10 protein-coding genes are annotated in these 17,813 nt (G+C 71.9%); all 10 read left to right on the forward strand.

The window, feature by feature from the left end; translation table 11 throughout:
* The first annotated feature begins 163 nt into the window (after nucleotides 1-163).
* The 10 genes from HS99_RS15960 (at nucleotide 164) to ligA (ending at nucleotide 17,591) form a co-directional block, all read left to right on the forward strand.
* Nucleotides 164-763 (forward strand): DUF6817 domain-containing protein, encoded by a 600-nt coding sequence (locus HS99_RS15960; RefSeq protein ID WP_030287003.1) that lies wholly within the window; start codon nucleotides 164-166, stop codon nucleotides 761-763.
* The gene (locus HS99_RS15965) at nucleotides 763-3,870 is read left to right on the forward strand and encodes a non-ribosomal peptide synthetase (RefSeq protein ID WP_198429376.1); all 3,108 of its coding nucleotides are present in this window, start codon (nucleotides 763-765) and stop codon (nucleotides 3,868-3,870) included. The genes HS99_RS15960 and HS99_RS15965 overlap by 1 nt, the downstream gene beginning before the upstream one ends.
* Nucleotides 3,870-4,880 (forward strand): TauD/TfdA family dioxygenase, encoded by a 1,011-nt coding sequence (locus HS99_RS15970; protein WP_078867471.1) that lies wholly within the window; start codon nucleotides 3,870-3,872, stop codon nucleotides 4,878-4,880. Before HS99_RS15965 ends, HS99_RS15970 begins: the two co-directional genes overlap by 1 nt.
* Nucleotides 4,877-6,163, forward strand: a complete 1,287-nt coding sequence (locus HS99_RS15975; RefSeq protein WP_050366567.1) for a phenylacetate--CoA ligase family protein — start codon at nucleotides 4,877-4,879, stop codon at nucleotides 6,161-6,163. The genes HS99_RS15970 and HS99_RS15975 overlap by 4 nt, the downstream gene beginning before the upstream one ends.
* On the forward strand, nucleotides 6,160-7,395 hold the full coding sequence (locus HS99_RS15980; protein WP_030286995.1) for an aminotransferase class V-fold PLP-dependent enzyme: 1,236 nt from the start codon (nucleotides 6,160-6,162) through the stop codon (nucleotides 7,393-7,395). Before HS99_RS15975 ends, HS99_RS15980 begins: the two co-directional genes overlap by 4 nt.
* Complete coding sequence (locus tag HS99_RS15985) at nucleotides 7,392-7,637, forward strand: MbtH family protein (RefSeq protein ID WP_046386617.1); 246 nt, start codon at nucleotides 7,392-7,394, stop codon at nucleotides 7,635-7,637. The genes HS99_RS15980 and HS99_RS15985 overlap by 4 nt, the downstream gene beginning before the upstream one ends.
* The gene (locus HS99_RS15990; RefSeq protein WP_050366566.1) at nucleotides 7,634-12,682 is read left to right on the forward strand and encodes a non-ribosomal peptide synthetase; all 5,049 of its coding nucleotides are present in this window, start codon (nucleotides 7,634-7,636) and stop codon (nucleotides 12,680-12,682) included. The genes HS99_RS15985 and HS99_RS15990 overlap by 4 nt, the downstream gene beginning before the upstream one ends.
* A 58-nt stretch (nucleotides 12,683-12,740) precedes the next feature.
* Nucleotides 12,741-14,078: an MFS transporter gene (locus HS99_RS15995; protein ID WP_078867470.1), complete on the forward strand. Its 1,338-nt coding sequence runs from the start codon at nucleotides 12,741-12,743 to the stop codon at nucleotides 14,076-14,078.
* A gap of 185 nt (nucleotides 14,079-14,263) precedes the next feature.
* The gene (locus HS99_RS16000) at nucleotides 14,264-15,283 is read left to right on the forward strand and encodes a methionine synthase (RefSeq protein ID WP_046386616.1); all 1,020 of its coding nucleotides are present in this window, start codon (nucleotides 14,264-14,266) and stop codon (nucleotides 15,281-15,283) included.
* A gap of 19 nt (nucleotides 15,284-15,302) precedes the next feature.
* A complete protein-coding gene (gene ligA, locus HS99_RS16005; protein WP_030286985.1) occupies nucleotides 15,303-17,591 on the forward strand; it encodes an NAD-dependent DNA ligase LigA in 2,289 nt (762 codons plus the stop codon).
* Nucleotides 17,592-17,813 lie beyond the last annotated feature (222 nt).

Genomic DNA, 17,813 nt, shown 5'->3' on the forward strand with positions numbered 1-17,813 from the left:
CGACACACCGTCAACGCCGCGCGTTCCCGCGTACCGATTCCGATCGGCCCGGATTCCCGACATCGGTGAGCAGCCTCACGGTGCTGCTTCCGCCGTGCCCGGAGCCGGGTCGGAATCCGCGCGCCCTGCGGCGAACCAAGCCAGAGGAAGGAGTGAAAGTCACATGCTTGACGCCGAGGTGTACCGCGACGATCTGGTCCGGTTGGGCCTGCACAAGATCGCGCACCAGGACGAGAGCCTGATCGATCACATGTTCCGAGTCTGCTCCATCCTGCAGGACATGAAGGCGAAGGAGCAGGTCTGCGTCGCCGGGCTGTTCCATGGCGTCTACGGCACGGAGGGACTGCACAACGACGACGTCGAGTCCATTCCGGACCACAGGCGCGCCGAGGTCCGGAGGGTCATCGGCCCCGAGATCGAGCAGATGATCTTCAATTTCTCCGTCATGAGCTACGCGTCGCTGGGGAAGAGCTTCCGCAACGTGATGCGCCCGAAGGGCGTCCCGGAGCTCAAGGACCGGCGCACCGGCGAGGACATCCCGCTGGAGCGGGAGCAGTTCCTGGACCTCCTGCGCATGAAGCTGGGCGATGTCCTGGCGCACCTTCCCCAGCAGGTCGGCCACACCGTCCTCGACGTGCCGACGGAGTACGCGGGTTTCTGGAAGACCGCCGCCGAATGGCTGGGCCCCGACGCGATCAGCACCTGGAACAAGACCACGAGCATCACCGGAGGGCAACTGTGGATCGACCCGGAGGAGATCTGATGAACGAGTCCTGGGAAGGTTTCCGTTTGTCGCGGCAGCAGGAGCACCTGCTCGGCCGCGTCGCCGGCGGGCCGGCGAGTCGTACGGTCTCCGGCGTGCGGCTGTCCGGGCCGGTCGACCGGGAGGTGCTCGAGCGGGCCGCCCACGACGTGGCGTCCGTGCACGAGAGCCTGCGCACCGCCTACCGCAAGGTCCTCGGCGAGAACAGCACCGTGCTGATGGTGATCGAGGACGAGCCGCGGATCCGGGTGACGGAGCACACGGGGGACGGCGCGACCCTGGCGGCCGTCGCCGACGAGCTCCGCGACGCGGACCCCGAGGACCGCGTCGTACGGCTCGCGCTGTTCGGCCACGCCGACGGGAGCCGGTCGCTCCTCCTGTCCGCGCCGCGGCTGAGCATGGACGGCCGCTCCGTCGAGGTCTTCCTCCGTGACCTGCAACAGGCCTACGCCGCACGGCAGGACGGTGCGCGGTGGGACCGCGACATCGAGGTCCAGTACGCCGACTACGCGCAGTGGCAGTTCGAGGAGGCGATGCCAACGCGGGAGGACAAGGAGGCCGCCGCCGACCGCCAGACGCGCCTGGCGGACCTGCCGCCCCGGCACCTCCCGCTCGAAGTCCGCTCCGCGGAGACCGCTCACGAGGCCCTGGACTGGACGGTTCCGGCGTCCCTGGCACGTGAGTTGCGTGCCCTCGGCGGCGCGTACGACAGCGGCCTTCGGGGCGTCATGCTGACCGGCTGGCTCGCCGCGCTCTGGCACGCCACCGGCCGACCGGCGAGCCTCGCCGTCGACGCGACGCTCTCCCGGCGCGCCATGGGCGAACTGGAATCCGCGATCGGGCTCTTCGAGCTGCCGATGCCGGTCTTCGCGGACATCTCCGACGGGACGACGCTGGCGGACCTGCTGCGCGCCGTGGACCAGCAGCTCTCGGCCCTGGAGCGGGCCGACGAGGGCTCCGTGCTGCCGCCCAGGCACCACGGTGCCGCCCTGCCGGGGTTCGGCTTCAGCGACGTCGCGGACTTCACGGCGGTCGGTGCCCCCGCCTTCTCCGGCCTGTGGATCGAGCCGTCGGACGACGGCCGCAAGATCGGCCTCCAGGTGCGCGGCGCGGGCGAGGAGATCCGGGTGACGCTGCGCCACCAGGCCAATGGCATGGCCGAGGGCGGCGCAGAAGCGGTCCTGGCCTGTCTGCGGGCCACCCTGACGGCGCTGGGCGGCGACCGCTCGGCCGCCGTACCGGAGCTCGCCCTGCTCGACGAGGACGAGGCCCGGGCACTCGTCTCGGCCACGCAGCCCGCGCGTGCGTCGAGCGCCGCGCCGATGCACTGGCACCGGCAGGTCGAGGGGACCGCCGAGCGCACCCCGGACGCCGTGGCGCTCAGCACGGACGTCCGCGACTGGAGCTACCGGGAACTGGACCGGGCCGCCAACCGCCTGGCCCATGAGCTCACCGCCCGCGGCGTGCGCGCCGGGAGCCTGGTCGGACTGTGTCTGGAGCGCTCCGACCTGGCCGTCGTGACCATGCTGGCCATCGCCAAGGCCGGGGCCGGCTACGTGCCGGTCGACCCGCAGCTGCCCGCGCGGCGCCGTTCCGCCATCGCGACCGCCGTGGGCTTGCGGCACGTCGTGGCGACCACCGAGAAGGTGCCGGACATGCCGGTGGACTGCGAGGTCGTCGTGGTCGACCCGGACCTGTGGGTCTGCGCCGGTCGCGACAGCGAGCGTCCGGACGTGGAGACGCGCGACGACTCCCCGGCGTACGTGCTGTTCACTTCGGGCTCCACCGGCACCCCCAAGGGCGTGCTGGTGGGCCACGGGCAGCTCGCGGCCTACCTCGACGGCGCGATGGACCGCCTGGGGCTCACCGGCGCGATCGATTCGGTGGCCCTGAGCACCCTGGGCACGGACCTGGGCAACACGGCGCTGTTCCCGCCGCTCATGACCGGCGGCCGGCTCCGGATCGTCGCCGCGGACGTCTCCTCGGACGCCCAGGCGCTCGCGGAGCTGCTGGCCGCGGAGAGCTACGACCTCGTCAAGATCACGCCCACGCACCTGGAAGCCGTCATCACGGTAGCCGAGGACCCGGCGAAGCTGCTGCCCCGCGAGGCTCTGGTCCTGGGCGGGGAGCCGCTGGGCTGGGGCACGTACAACATGCTCAAGGGATTCCTCGGCGACTGCCGGCTCTACAACCACTACGGGCCGAGCGAGACGACCGTCGGCGTGCTGTGCGGCCAGGTCACCTCGAACGAGTTCGCCGGGCTGACCTCGACCGTGCCGCTGGGCACGCCGATGCGCCACGCGCGCACCTACGTCCTGGACCCGCAGCGCAGGCCGGTGCCCGTCGGCGTTCCGGGAGAGCTCTGGATCGGTGGTTCGTCGGTGTCGCAGGGCTATCTCGCCGGGACCGCCGAGCAGCAGGAACGATTCGTCGAAGACCCGTTCGCCGAGCTGCCCGGGGCCCGGATGTACCGCTCCGGCGACAAGGTGCGCCTGCTCCCGGACCACAGCCTCGAGTTCCTCGGCCGGGTCGACCGCCAGATCAAGGTCCGCGGGTTCCGGGTGGAGCTGGGCGAGATCGAGGCGGTCATGCGTCGGCACCCGCGCGTCACGGGCAGCCTGGTGGTGGTGACCGGTGAGAGCACGGCCATGCACCTGGTCGCGTACCTGACCGACGCCGAGGGCAGCCGGGGCCAGGCGGAGTGGCTGCGCCCGTTCCTGGCCGAGAGCCTGCCGGAGTTCATGATCCCCACGCACTTCGTGGCCCTCGACGCCTTCCCGATGACCGGCACCGGGAAGATCGACTCCTCGATGCTTCCCGCGCCCTCCAGCTACAACGCGGCATCGGCCTCGGGCGTCGCGCCGCGGACTCCGACCGAGAAGAAGGTCGCCGACGTCATCGCCCAGCTGCTGCTGCTCAACGACGTCGGTGCCGACCAGGATTTCTTCGAGATCGGCGGCCACTCGCTGCTGGCCACCCAGCTGATCTTCAGGCTGCGCGACGAGTTCAAGGTGAACCTGAAGCTGCGGGCCCTCTTCGAGCGGCCCGTCGTGTCGGAGCTGGCCGAGTTCATCGACCAGCTCCTCGAGCAGAAGGCGGGGGAATGATGAGCCAGAAGACGTCGCCGCTCGCCGGCACGCGCCGCACCCGCAAGCCCGTCTCGGCCCGTGCCGAGGCCCTGGTCGCGGTGGAGCCACTGTTCGAAGGAACCCGGATGGTCTCCTGTACCCCGACGGTCGCCCTGCTCGACGCGCGGGAATGGCTGGCCGGTTCGGGCACCATGCTCCGGCGGCTGCGCGATGAGCACGGCGCCGTCCTGCTCCGGGGATTCAGCCCGCTGGACGCGGACGGGCTCGGAGAGCTCGCCACGGCGATGTCGGGGGGCCTGCTCGACTACAACAACCGTTCCACCCCGCGGACTCGGGTCAGCGGCAACGTGTTCACCTCGACCGAGTACCCGGCCGACCAGACCATCCCGCTGCACAACGAGATGTCGTACACGGACGCGTGGCCGGACACGCTGTTCTTCGCCTGCGTGGTCCCGGCCGAGGAGGGCGGCGAGACGCCGTTCGCCGACAGCGCCCGGGTGTACGACCGGGTGCCGGCCGGGATCAGGGAGCGCTTCGAGCGGCACGGGGTCATGTACGTGCGCAACTTCGGCCACGGCGTGGACCTGAGCTGGCAGGAGGCGTTCCAGTCCGAGGACCGCGACGAGGTCGACGCCTACTGCCGCGAGCACGGCATGCAGACCGAGTGGCTGGGCGGCGATCGGCTCCGCACCCGGCACGTGGTCCAGGCGACCACGGTGTCCCGGACGACCGGGCGGAAGGTCTGGTTCAACCAGGCCCACCTGTTCCACGTCAGCTCGCTTCCCGGCGGTGTCGAGAAGGTGCTGCGCGAGAGCTTCGCCGAGGACGAGTTGCCGCGCAACGCCCTGTACGGGGACGGCAGTCCGCTCGACCCGGCCGACCTGGCCGGGATCCGCGCGGCGTACGCGGCCGAGGAGATCGCGTTCCCCTGGCAGAGCGGTGACATCGTGATCATCGACAACGAGCAGTTCGCGCACGGGCGCAGGCCCTACTCCGGCACCCGGTCGACGCTGGTGGCGATGGCATGACCGACTCCCTCCTCTTCGACGCGGTCCGCGAGGAGATCGCGTACGCCTTCGAGAACACTGCGTTCTTCCGCAAGCACATGGAGGCCAACGGCCTGCGGCCGGAGGACATCCGGAGCCTGGCGGACTTCCGGCGGATCCCGCCCACCTCCAAGGGGCACTACCGCCGCGGCTTCCCGGCCGGCGTGCTCGCCAAGGGGTACACCCTCACCTCGCCGAACGTCATGCGCTTCCAGAGCTCCGGCACCTCCGGTGAGCGCCTGAACAGCGCCATCATGTCCTATGACCTGGCGCGTCGGCAGGCCACCGGGTTCGGCGTCCACCGGGGGTTCGACGGTCTGTGGCAGCCCGGAAGCCGGCCCCGGCTCTGCCGGTTCGCCCCGCCGAACTGTTCGGACGTCGAGTGCGCCACCGGGTTCTCCACCATGGAGGACCGCATCCTCGCGGACGGCACCCTGGTCCTGACGGTCGCCCACGACCTGCTGGCGACGCCGGAATGGCAGATCGTCAAGGCGCTCGACGAGATCGAGCAGTACCAGCCCGACCTGCTGGTGGTGGACCCGACGCACTTCGCCTTCCTGACCCGCTGGGCGCGCCGGCTCGGGCGGAAGATCACCTCGCCGCGCAAACTGCACATGGTGTGCGGGTACACCCTCATGACCCGCGTCGCGCGGCGCCAGATCGAGGAGTTCATGGGGCCGGAGGTGCCGATCGGCGACATGATCGGGATGTCCGAGCTCGGCTACCTGGGATTCCAGTGCCACCTCGGGCAGCGTCACATCAACGACCGTGAGTTCTACCCGGAGTTCGTCCGTGACGACCGGCCCGTCGAGAACGGCGAGATGGGCGAGCTGTACGTCACCACGATCGACGACGGGCTGATCCCGCGCATCCGCTACGCCACCGGCGACTGGTTCACGCCGACGGGTGAGGCCTGCCCGTGCGGCTCCGATCTGCCGGTGGTGCGGATCGAGGGCCGCGGCACCCACATGGTGCGGCTGCGTGACGGGCGGGTCGTCACCCCCGGTGCCGTGGACGCCGTGGTCGGCGACGCGCCCTGGCTCGACCTCTACAAGCTGGAGCAGGGCGAGGACGGCGACTGCACGTTCCGCTACCTCCCCAACGACACGGCGCGGCCCGGTGACGAGGCCGCGCTCGAAGCCCGTCTCGCCGAGACGCTGGCGCCGAACCGGGTCCGCCTGGAGTCCGTGGGCTACGTCTCCTGCGAACGCAGCGGGAAGTTCCAGTCGTGTGTTTCCCACCTCTCCGCGGAAGGTGCCCGATGACCGCACGCAACGCCGTCCGGGACGACTTCCCGGTACTGCGGAGGGAGTTCGACGGTCAGTCGATCTCCTACCTCGACAACGCGGCGACGACCCTCAAGCCCCGCCCGGTCATCCGGGCCATCACCGAGTACTACGAGACCAACGGGGCCAACATCCACCGCGGGAAGCACCGGCTCTCCGAGGAGGCCTCCGACGCGTACGAGGGCGCGCGGGTGGTGATCGCCCGGCACCTCGGCGCGGCCGCGAACGAGGTCGTGCTGCTGCGCAACACCACCGAGGCGCTCAACCTGGTCGCCGGCGGCCTGGACCTGCCCCCGGACGCGCGCGTGGTCGGCTGCCTGGACGCTCACCACTCCCAGCTGCTGCCGTGGCGCCGGGTGGGGCAGCTCGAACTGACCAGGCTGGACGAGCACGGCCGACTCGACCGCGACCACTTCCGGACGCTGCTGCGCGGCCGTCCCCATGTGGTGGCGCTCACCCACTGCTCCAACGTCACGGGTGTCGTCCACCCGGTCGCGGAACTCGTCGCCGAGATCCGTGCCGCCTGCGACGCGGTCATCGTCCTCGACGCCGCGCAGTCACTGCCGCACCAGCGCATCGACGTGCAGGAGCTGGACGTCGACTTCATGGCGTTCTCGATGCACAAGATGCTGGGCCCCACCGGCGTCGGCGTGCTGTTCGGCCGCAGCGAGCGGCTGGCGCGGTTGCGCCCCGCGTCCGTCGGCGGGGGCATGGTCGACTGGGTCGACCTCGACGGCAGCGTCGACCGGCGCATCCCCTACCGGTTCGAGGCGGGCACACCGGCGATCGCCTCGATCATCGGCAGCGCGGCGGCGATCCGCTACTTGGAGGCGCAGGACACGCCGGAGCGGCACCGGCACGCGCAGGAGCTCGGTGCTGCCCTGATCGGCGGGGCCGTCGCCCGTCCCGGGGTCCGCCTGATCGGTCCTCCCGACTCCACCGACCGGATCGCGCTGGTGAGCCTGCGGCTCGACGACAGCATCCCGACCGGCGAGGTCGCCCGCCTGCTGAGCGACTCGTACGGCTACATGGTGCGCAGCGGGCACATGTGCGCGCAGCCGCTGGTCAGCGGGATGGCCGGGGGCGAGGTCCTCCGCGTGGCGGCGTACCTCTACAACGACGTCTCGGAGATCGAGGGCTTCTACCAGGCGCTGGACGAGTTGGTGAGCTGGATCGCGCCGACGGCCGCGATGGAGGGGAAACTGGCATGACCGCGAACCCTTTCGACAACGACGCGGGTGAGTTCCACGTGCTGGTCAACGAGGAGGGGCAGCACTCCCTGTGGCCGGCCTTCGCCGCGGTGCCCGCCGGTTGGCAGTCCGTCTTCGGCCCCGGCTCCCGGGGTTCCGCCCTGGAGTACGTCGAGACCTCCTGGACCGACATCCGGCCCAGGAGCGTGGGCTCGCCGGAGCGTTCCGGCACCGTGACGGCCGAGGGGGCGGCGAACCGATGAGTCCGGTACCGCGCACCCTGGCCGCCCTCTTCGAGGAGCGGGTGGCAGCCTCGCCCGGCGCACCCGCGCTGACGGCCGGTGCGACCACCCTCACCTTCGACCGCCTCAACCGGCTCGCCAACGGGCTGGCGCACGAGCTGATCCGGCGGGGCCTCGGTCCGGGCGACCTGGTCGGCCTCGCCCTCCCGCGCGACCTGCGCACCGTCGTGGCGACCATCGCCGTGGCGAAGGCCGGCGCGGCCTCCCTCCCGCTCGACCCGGCGTACCCGGCGGCCCGGCTGGCCCTGATGGTGGCCGACGCCCGGCCCGGTCTGATCGTCACCGACTCGACCGAAGGGGCCGGGCGGTACGGTGAGCACGCGGCGGTCCTGGTGCTCGGCGCGGAGCTGCCGTCCGGGTGGGCGGAGACGGATGCGGGCAACCCGACCGACGCCCACCGGCTGCGACCGCTGCACCTGGGCCACCCCGCGTGGGTCATCTACACCTCGGGGTCGACCGGCACGCCCAAGGGCGTCGTGGTCCCGCACACCGGCGTGGCCGGGCTGGCCGCCGAGTACCGGCGGAAGGTCGTCGGATTCGCCGGGGCGACCGGTCGGCCCGCCGGGACCGTGTTCAAGATCGCGCACACGACGTCCATGTCCTTCGACGCGTCCTTGCAGGCCCTGCTGCTGATGTTCGCCGGACACGAGCTGCACTTCCTGGACGAGCGCACGCGCCGGGATCCGGCCGAGGTGGTCCGGTACGTGGACGAGGCAGGGATCGACTACCTCGACGGCACGCCCACCTACTTCGAGGCGCTCGTCGAGGACGGACTGCTGGCGCGGGCCGCCCGGCGTCCGCTGCTGTGCGTCCTCGGCGGAGAGGCGCTGCCGGAGCCGCTGTGGGAGCGGCTCGCCGGGGCCCCCGGGGTGGTCGCGCACAACACGTACGGTCCCACGGAGTGCACGGTCGACACGTCGGGCGTCGAGGTGGTGTCCGGCGCGCCCGTCACGATCGGCCGGGCCAACCCCGGCTTCCGGTACTTCGTGCTCGACGGCCGGCTGCGGCCCGTGCCGGAGGGCGGAGTGGGCGAACTCTACATCGCGGGGGAGGCCCTGGCCGACGGCTACCTCCGCAGGCCCGGCCTCACCGCGTCGCGGTTCGTCGCGTGCCCGTTCACCGACGAGCCGGGCGCACGCATGTACCGCACCGGCGACCGGGTGAACCTGACACCGGAGGGCACACTGCTCTTCCTGGGCCGGACGGACGACCAGGTCAAGATCCGCGGACACCGCATCGAACTCGGCGAGGTGGAGGCCGTCCTACGCCGGGTCTCGGGCGTGGCGCAGGCCGTCGCGGTCGTCCGCCCGGACGGCGCGGGCGAGAAGCACCTGGTGGCCTACGCGGTGCCGGCCGCCGGCGGCGACTTCTCCGCCGAACGCGTCCTCGCCCGGATGCGGGAGCAACTGCCGGAGTACCTGGTGCCGGAGGTGATCACGGAGCTCGACGCGTTGCCCACCGGCGCGAGCGGAAAGGTCGACCGGGCCGCGTTGCCCGAGCCGCGGTTCGCGACGCCGGCCGCCCACCCCGACGTCCGGGACCCGCGACTGCGGCTGTTGTGCGACCTGTTCGCCCAGGTGCTCGGGCTGCCGGGGATCGGCCCGGACGACGACTTCTTCGCGTTCGGCGGGCACTCGCTGGCCGCGGCCCGGCTGGCCAGCCGCATCCGGTCGGCCCTGGACGCGGCGGTCGACGTGCAGGCGGTGTTCGAGGCGCCGACCGCCACCCTGCTGGCCGAGCGGCTGGCGGGCTCGGAGCCCGCGCCACCGACGCTGGCGTCCCGTGCCCGCCCGGAACGCGTCCCGCTGTCGTACGCGCAGCAACGGGTGTGGTTCCTCGACCGGCTCGAAGGCCCCTCGGCCACGTACAACACCACGGTCGGCCTGGCCCTGCGCGATGACGTCGAGCTGGACGTCCTGCGGGACTCGCTCGCCGACGTGATGCGACGGCACGAGAGCCTGCGCACCGTCTTCCCGGAGTCCGACGGCGAGCCCTACCAGCACGTCCTGGAGGGGCCCGCGGCGGTCCCGGCGCTGTCGCGGGCGACGGTTTCGGCCGACGGGCTCGACGCGGCCGTCGGAGCCGAGACGGCCCAGCCGTTCGACCTGACCTCGCAGCCTCCGCTGCGCGCGAAGGTCCTCGACGTCACCGACGGCCGGCGCCTGCTGCTGCTGACCGTGCATCACATCGCCACCGACGGCTGGTCCGACGTGCCGCTCGGCCGCGACCTGGACGCCGCGTACCTAGCCCGCTCGCAGGGCCGCGCGCCCGACTTCGCCCCGTTGCCGGTCCAGTACGCCGACTACACCCTCTGGCAGCGGCTGCTGCTCGGCGATCCGGCCGATCCGGAAAGCCGGTTCACCCGGCAGGTCCGGTACTGGCGGGACACGCTGAGCGGCCTGCCGGAGGAGCTGGCGCTGCCCTACGACCGGTCCCGCCCGGCCGTCGCCGACCACCGGGGCGGCCGGATCGCCATCCGTCTGGACGCCGGCCTGCACCGCGAGCTCGCCGCGGTCGCGCGGGCGAACGGCTGCACGGTGTTCATGGCCGTGCAGGCCGCGCTGGCCGCCCTGGTCCACCGGCTGGGCGGCGGCGACGACATCCCGTTGGGTTCCGCGATCGCCGGGCGCACCGACGAGGCCCTGGACGACCTGGTCGGATTCTTCGTGAACACCGTCGTGCTGCGCACGGACCTCAGCGACCGGCCGACCTTCCGCGACCTGCTGGACCGCGTGCGCACCCGGACCCTGGCCGCGCTCGCCCACCAGGACGTGCCGTTCGAGGCGGTGGTCGAGGCGGTCAACCCGGTGCGTTCCCCCGCCCGGCACCCGCTGTTCCAGACCATGCTCGTCTTCGAGGACGTCAACGGTGACCGCTTCGAGGCCCCCGCCCTCGCCGACCGCGTCGAGACGCTGGGCACCGACACGGCCAAGTTCGACCTGCTGTTCAACCTGGCCGAGCACTTCGACGACCAGGGCGGGCACGGCGGGGTGGCGGGCAGCGTCGAGTTCGCCACCAGCCTGTTCGACCGCTCCACCGTGGAGGCCATGGTCGAACGCCTCGAACGGCTGCTGCGGGCGGTGGTGTCGAGCCCGGACCGGCGGATCGAGACGATCGACCTGATCAGCCCCCGGGAGCGCGGGCTGCTCCGGGAGTGGAACGCGACCGCGATGCCGCTGCCGGGGACCTCCCTCGCCGCGCAGATCGAACAGCGCGTGGCCGAGGCCCCCGACAGCCTGGCCCTCGCCGACGACCGTACGCGGCTCACCTATGCCCAGATGAACGAGCGCGCCAACCGCCTGGCCAGACTCCTGGTCAGCCGGGGCGTCGGCCCGGAGGTCCGGGTCGCGGTGTCGTTGCCGCGCTCCATCGACCTGGTGCTCGCGTACGTGGCGATCCTCAAGGCGGGCGCGGTCTACGTGCCCGTCGATCCGCAGTATCCGGCCGACCGCCGCGCCTACATTGCCGGTGACGCGCGGCCCGCACTGGCGCTGACGCTGGACGACGACCTGCTGCCCGGCGTCCCCTCGGTGCGCCTGGACGAGGCGGGCTGGGCCGGGATCGTCGCGGCGTACGACGGGACGAACCTGGCTCCGGACGAGGTCCTCGGCGTCGCCGGACCCGAGAACGCCTCCTTCGTCATCTACACCTCGGGGTCGACGGGCAAGCCCAAGGGCGTCGTCGTCCAGTCCCGGGTGATGGTAAACCTGCTGGCCTGGGGGCGCACCGTGTACCCGGGCGGCGAGAACTGCCGGGTTGCGCACTTCAGTTCGCTCAGTTTCGACGCGTCGATCCACGAGTTCCTCGCCGCCTTCCTGCACGGCAAGGCGCTGCTCGTTCCCACGGAGGAGACCCGGCTCGACCCGGTGGCGCTGGCCCGCTGGCTGGACCGGGAGGGCGCCACCGAGCTCTTCGCGCCCGACCTGGTGGTGAACGCGGTCTGTGAGGCGGCCAACGACCTGGGGCTGAAGCTGGCGGACCTGCGGCACATCCGGCAGGCGGGCGAGGCGCTGCGGCTGACGGAGCAGGTGGTCCGGTTCTTCCGGGAACGGCCGCACGTCACGCTGCACAACGAGTACGGACCGTCGGAGACCCATGTCATCACCGCGGCCACACTGCCCGAGGACGTGGACGAGTGGCCGGCCACGGCCCCGATCGGCCGACCGATCGGGAACTGCCGGGTGCACATCCTCGACGACACCCTGCGACCGGTCCCGCCCGGAGTCGTCGGGGAGTTGTACCTGGCCGGCGAGAACGTGGGACGGGGCTATCTCAACCGGCCCGACCTGACCGCCGGCCGCTTCGTGGCCGACCCCTTCGGTCCACCCGGCACCCGCATGTACCGCTCGGGCGACCGGGCGCGATTCCGGGCCGACGGCGCCATCGAGTTCCTCGGCCGGGTCGACGACCAGGTGAAGATCCGCGGCGTGCGGATCGAGCTCGACGAGATCGTCAACGTGCTGCTCGGCTGTCCCGGCGTCGGGCAGGCGGCCGTCCTGGCGGACCGGATGCCTTCGGGCGAGCAGCGGCTGGTGGCGTTCGTGACGCCGTCACCGACCGGGGACGAGCGGCCGACTCCCGCCTCGCTGCGCGGATTCGCCGCGTCGAAGCTGCCGGTGTACATGGTGCCCGCGGCCTTCGTGGTGCTGGACGCGCTGCCGCTGACCGCGAACGGGAAGCTCGACCGCCGGAAGCTGGAGCTTCCGGAAGTCGGCACCGAGGGCACCCGGACTCCGCCTCGGGACGCCCGCGAGCGCGCGCTCTGCGAGGTCTTCGCGGAGGTGCTCAAGGTCCCCGTCGTGGGCATCCACGACAGCTTCTTCGACCTCGGTGGGCACTCGCTGCTCGCCGCCAGGCTGGTGAACCGCATCCAGGCGGCCACCGGCCTCGATCTGACGGTGCGCGACCTGTTCGAATCACCGACCGTAGCCGCGATCGGAGCCCGGCCGGTGTCCACCGGGCCGGCCCGACCTGTTCTGCGCCGTCGCACGGGTGCCACGATGTGACGCAGCGCGGAGCACACCGCCAGTTCCTCGAATCCCGGCCCCAGTGAACGGAGTTCTGATGACTGAAGGCGCGAAGGCGACGGAGCGGCCGACGCCGTCGTCCGATCACCACGTCGCGGCCGGGCCTGTGGACGAGGTGGACACGGTGGACGCGGTGGACACGACCGGTGCGAGTCGGCGGAACACCGCGGTGCTGGTCGCGTTCACCACCGTCACCAACCTCGCGGACGGCGTCATGAAGATCGCCCTCCCGCTGGTGGCCACCTCACTCACCGAGTCTCCGGCGCTCATCTCGGGCGTGGCGATGTCGCTGTCGCTGCCCTGGCTGCTCAGCGCGCTGCACATCGGGGTCCTGGTGGACCGCGTCGACCGGCGCAAACTGGTGTGGCTGGCCAACGGGATCCAGGTCCTCGTGGGCGGCGCGCTGCTCGCGCTGGCCGTCACGGACCTGCTGAACCTGCCGGTCATCTACGCCTGCGGGGCGGCTCTCGGCATCGCCGAGGTGATCGCCGGGACGTCCGCCGCGGCGCTCGTCCCGGACGTCGTGGCGGTCTCCGGCCGGGAACGGGCGAACGCCCTGGTGGCGGGCGCCGAAACGGTGTGCCTGGAGTTCGTCGGCCCCTTCGTCGGCGGCCTGCTCGTCGGCGTGGGAGTGTCCTTCGCGCTCGGTGCGACCCTGGTCGGCTACGTGCTGACCGCCGCCGTGCTGGTGCTGCTGGTCTACCGGTACCGGCCCGCGACGGCGAGCGGTGGGGCGGCGGCGGCCCCGTCCGTCCGCGCGCAGATCGGTGAGGGCCTGGGCTTCCTCTTCCGGCACCGGCTGCTGCGCATGCTGGCCGCCGTGGTGACGGTGCTGGGCTCCTGCTGGGGAGCCTGGTTCGCCCTGATGCCGCTGTACGCGACCGGCGCCATGGGGCTGACGTCGGCCGACTACGGCCTGCTCGTCGGCGCCCTCGGCATCGGCGGCGTCGCCGGCTCGCTCGTCGTCGGCTGGTTCAACCGGCTGTTCGGGCGCCGCTGGGCCATGATGATCAACATCTTCCTGACCGGCGCGATGATGGCCGCCCCCGCGTTGTCCACCGACCGGTGGGCGGTCGGCTGCGCCGCCCTCCTCGGCGGCATGGGCGGAACCCTCTGGACCGTCAACGTCCGCACGGTCATGCAGACGCTCGTCCCCTCGACCATGATGGGCCGCTTCGGTGCCGTCTTCCGGCTCTTCGCCTTCGGCTCGGGGCCGGTCGGCGCCGGCGTCGCGGGCGCCCTGGCGGAGTGGTTCTCCGCCCCCACCGCCATGGCCGCCTTCGCGATCGCCTGCCTGCTCGCCTTCCTCCCGCTGGCCCGCGTCTTCACCGCCGCGGTGGAGGCGGACCTCGACAACCTGCTCAAGCAGCCGTAGGCACGGTACCGGCCGCGAACCACGACGGGTGCACTCGGCGGAGGACGGTCCCGCCGGGTGCACCCGTGCGGTGTGCCCGGTGCGCCTCGCATCGAACGCGCCGTCCCACCGGATCAGGAATCATGGGGACCGCAACAGCGACCACCGACATCCCGAAACGCCCGACATCACACTGTGGACCATTGATGAAGCCGCCCACCGTCCCCACATCCTTCCCCGACCTGCGCGGCGCCGCCACCGGCGTCGGCTCGCTGCCCGGCACCGACGCCCGGGAGGCCGCCAGGACCGCCACCGGCGCGCTGGAGCACCTGCCGTTCCTGCCCGAGCTGCCCGCGCGCGGCCCGGGCGCCGACATGATCGGCCGCAGCGCCGGCCTGCTGGTCGAGCTGTTCGCACAGACCGAGCCCAGCGGCTGGCGGTTCACCGACCGCCCCGGCCGGGACACCCGCCGCGCCCACTCCTGGCTCGGCGAGGACCTGGACGCCCTGGAGGAGTTCACCCAGGGCCACCAGGGCGCGCTGAAGGTCCAGGCCGTCGGGCCGTGGACGCTGGCGGCGAACATCGAGCTCAAGCACGGCGAGAAGGCGCTCGCCGACCCGGGCGCCTGCCGGGACATCGCCGGCTCGCTCACCGAGGGCCTGCGCCGCCACCTCGCGGAGGTCCGCAAGCGGGTGCCGGGCGCGGAGGTGCTGCTCCAGCTGGACGAGCCCTCGCTGCCCGCCGTCCTCGCGGGTGCGGTGAAGACCGCCAGCGGCTTCCAGCGGCTGCGCGCCGTGGACCGGCAGGTCGCCGAGGAGGTGCTGCGGGAGCTGATCCGAGGGCTGGACGCGCCCGTCGTCGTGCACTCCTGCGCCCCGGACGTCCCGGTGCCGCTGCTGCGCCGGGCCGGGGTGGCCGGGATCTCGCTGGACTTCTCGCTCCTCACCGAGCGCCAGGACGACGACCTGGGCGAGGCGGTGGAGGGCGGCACGGTGATCCTCGCTGGTGTCGTCCCGGCCACTGACCAGGCGGTGTCCGACCCGGCCGGTAGTGTCCAGGGAGTCAGGACCTTGTGGCGCAGGCTCGGGTTCGCTCCGGAGCTGTTGGGCCGCCGCGTGCTGGTGACGCCGACCTGTGGGCTGGCCGGGGCCTCCCCGGCGTACGCGCGCAGGGCGCTGTCGCTCGCGGCGCGGGCGGCGCAGAGCCTGGTGGACAACCCGGAATGAGAACGTAGGAGGGCTTGCGGTGACGGCTGTCGAGGGCTGGGAGGACGTTCCGGCGGAGGTGCGCCGACGGCACGCCGAGCTGGCGCAGGAGATCACCGACCACCGTGCCCGGTACTACGAGCAGGACGCACCGGTCGTCAGCGACGCCGAGTTCGACGCGCTGATGCGCGAGCTGGAGGCGATGGAGGCCGAGCACCCGGCCCTGGTGACGCCGGAGTCGCCGACCCAGCGGGTCGGCGGCGCCCCCACCGCGCTGTTCGCGGCGGTCGAGCACCGCGAGCGCCTGCTCAGTCTCGACAACGCGATGGACGACGAGGAGTTGGGCGCCTGGGCGGACCGGGTCGCCACCGAGCTGCACGGCATCGACTACCACTACCTGTGCGAGCTCAAGGTGGACGGCCTGGCCGTCAACCTCACCTACGAGAACGGCCAGTTGGTGCAGGCGGCGACCCGTGGCGACGGCCGGGTCGGCGAGGACATCACCGCCAACATCCGCACCATCAAGGAGATCCCGCACCGGCTCAGGGGCGACAACGTCCCGGAGCTGGTGGAGATCCGCGGCGAGGTCTACTTCCCGACCGAGGAGTTCCTCGCGCTCAACGCCTCCTTCTCGGAGGAGAACGAGCGCCGCCGGCAGGAGAACGAGGAGCGCGCCAAGGAGGGCAAGCGGCCCCGGGCGATGATCCGGCTGTTCATGAACCCCCGCAACGCGGCCGCCGGTTCGCTGCGCCAGAAGGACCCGCACGTCACCGCCTCCCGGCCGCTGCACATGGTGGTGCACGGCATCGGTGCCCGGGTCGGCTTCGACATCGACAACCAGTCGCACGCCTACCAGCTGCTGCACGACTGGGGCCTGCCCACCGCCCGGCACAACAAGGTCGTCGGCACGCTGGCCGAAGTCCGGGCCTTCATCAAGCACTTCGGCGAGCAACGGCACTCGGTCGAGCACGAGATCGACGGCGTCGTGGTCAAGGTGGACGAGATCGCTCTGCAGGGCCGGCTCGGCGCCACCTCCAAGTCCCCGCGCTGGGCGATCGCCTGGAAGTACCCGCCGGAGGAGGTCACCGGCAAGCTCGCCGAGATCAAGGTCGGCATCGGCCGCACCGGCCGGGCCACCCCGTACGCGGTGCTGGCCGAGCCGGTGAAGGTGGCCGGCTCGATGGTGCAGTACGCGACGCTGCACAACCAGGAGATCGTCAAGGCCAAGGACGTGCTGCTGGGCGACACCGTGGTGCTGCGCAAGGCCGGTGACGTCATCCCGGAGATCCTCGGCCCGGTCTACGACCTGCGGGACGGCACCGAGCAGGCTTTCGTGATGCCCTCGCATTGCCCGGAGTGCGGCACGGAGCTGCGCCCCATGTCCGAGGGGGACATCGACCTGCGCTGCCCCAACGCCCAGCACTGCCCGGCGCAGATCCGGGAGCGGATCGCCTTCCTCGGCGGGCGGTCCTGCCTGGACGTCGAGGGCCTCGGGTACGTCGCGGCCACCGCGCTGACCCAGCCGCTGGAGCCGGCCGAGGCGCCGGTGCGCAACGAGGGCGACGTCTTCGGCCTGACCGAGGAGCAGCTGCTGCCCATCAAGGTGCTGGTGCGCGACCAGAAGACCGGCATGCCCAAGCTGGACGACCGGACCGGCAAGGAGAAGGAGGTGTTCTTCTTCGCGACCACCAAGGGCGAGCCGAAGAAGTCGCTCCGGGCGCTGCTGGACAACCTGGAGGGGGCGAAGGAGCGCCCGCTCTGGCGCTTCCTCAACGGCCTGTCGATCCGGCACGTCGGCCCGGTCGCGGCCCAGGAGCTGGCGCGGGAGTTCCGTGACCTGGACCGGATCTTCTCGGCCACCGAGGAGGAGCTGGCCGCGGTCGAGGGGGTCGGGCCGACCATCGCCCGCTCGATCAAGGAGTGGTTCGAGGAGGAGTGGCACCGGGACATCCTGGAGAAGTGGCGCGCCGCGGGCGTCCGCTTCACCGAGGAGTTCGTGGACGAGGAGGCGGCGGAGCGCCCGCTGGAGGGGCTGACGGTGGTCGTGACGGGCACGCTGTCCGGCCACACCCGGGACGGCGCCAAGGAGGCGCTGACCTCGCGCGGAGCGAAGGTGACCGGTTCGGTTTCGAAAAAGACCGATTTTGTGGTCGCTGGCGACAACCCAGGATCCAAGTACGACAAGGCCGTTCAGCTCGGACTGCCGGTCCTGGATGACGCGGGCTTCGCCGTGCTGCTGTCCGACGGACCGTCGGCCGCCCGTGCCCACCTGGGACTTCCGGAGCCCGAGGAGGCCGCCGGGCCCGCCGGGACCCCCGCCGAGGGCTGATCCGGAGCGGACCCGATCCGCCGGTGGCCGGATCCGTGTTGTTATCGTCCTGATGCAACGTCACCGGGTGCCGTGCAGTGAAAGCGGGCATTGTGTCACTGTGTGACACTCGGGCGCGGTGGTGCGTTTCCGGTTGTCCGAAAGTCTGCCCACCGGGTGGACCCCGGCATACCCTGGAGCGCAACAGAGTGTCAGCAGGGGTGGGGGCACCGGCTGAGCCGG

Origin of the sequence: Kitasatospora aureofaciens (assembly GCF_001188955.3) — a bacterium.
Taxonomy (GTDB): domain Bacteria; phylum Actinomycetota; class Actinomycetes; order Streptomycetales; family Streptomycetaceae; genus Kitasatospora; species Kitasatospora aureofaciens.

Excerpts from the sequence above, each read along its gene's own strand:
- HS99_RS15960 (WP_030287003.1), top strand. The coding sequence starts at position 164 with ATGCTTGACGCCGAGGTGTACCGCGACGATCTGGTCCGGTTGGGCCTG.
- HS99_RS15965 (WP_198429376.1), top strand. The coding sequence starts at position 763 with ATGAACGAGTCCTGGGAAGGTTTCCGTTTGTCGCGGCAGCAGGAGCAC.
- HS99_RS15970 (WP_078867471.1), top strand. The coding sequence starts at position 3,870 with ATGAGCCAGAAGACGTCGCCGCTCGCCGGCACGCGCCGCACCCGCAAG.
- HS99_RS15975 (WP_050366567.1), top strand. The coding sequence starts at position 4,877 with ATGACCGACTCCCTCCTCTTCGACGCGGTCCGCGAGGAGATCGCGTAC.
- HS99_RS15980 (WP_030286995.1), top strand. The coding sequence starts at position 6,160 with ATGACCGCACGCAACGCCGTCCGGGACGACTTCCCGGTACTGCGGAGG.
- HS99_RS15985 (WP_046386617.1), top strand. The coding sequence starts at position 7,392 with ATGACCGCGAACCCTTTCGACAACGACGCGGGTGAGTTCCACGTGCTG.
- HS99_RS15990 (WP_050366566.1), top strand. The coding sequence starts at position 7,634 with ATGAGTCCGGTACCGCGCACCCTGGCCGCCCTCTTCGAGGAGCGGGTG.
- HS99_RS15995 (WP_078867470.1), top strand. The coding sequence starts at position 12,741 with ATGACTGAAGGCGCGAAGGCGACGGAGCGGCCGACGCCGTCGTCCGAT.
- HS99_RS16000 (WP_046386616.1), top strand. The coding sequence starts at position 14,264 with ATGAAGCCGCCCACCGTCCCCACATCCTTCCCCGACCTGCGCGGCGCC.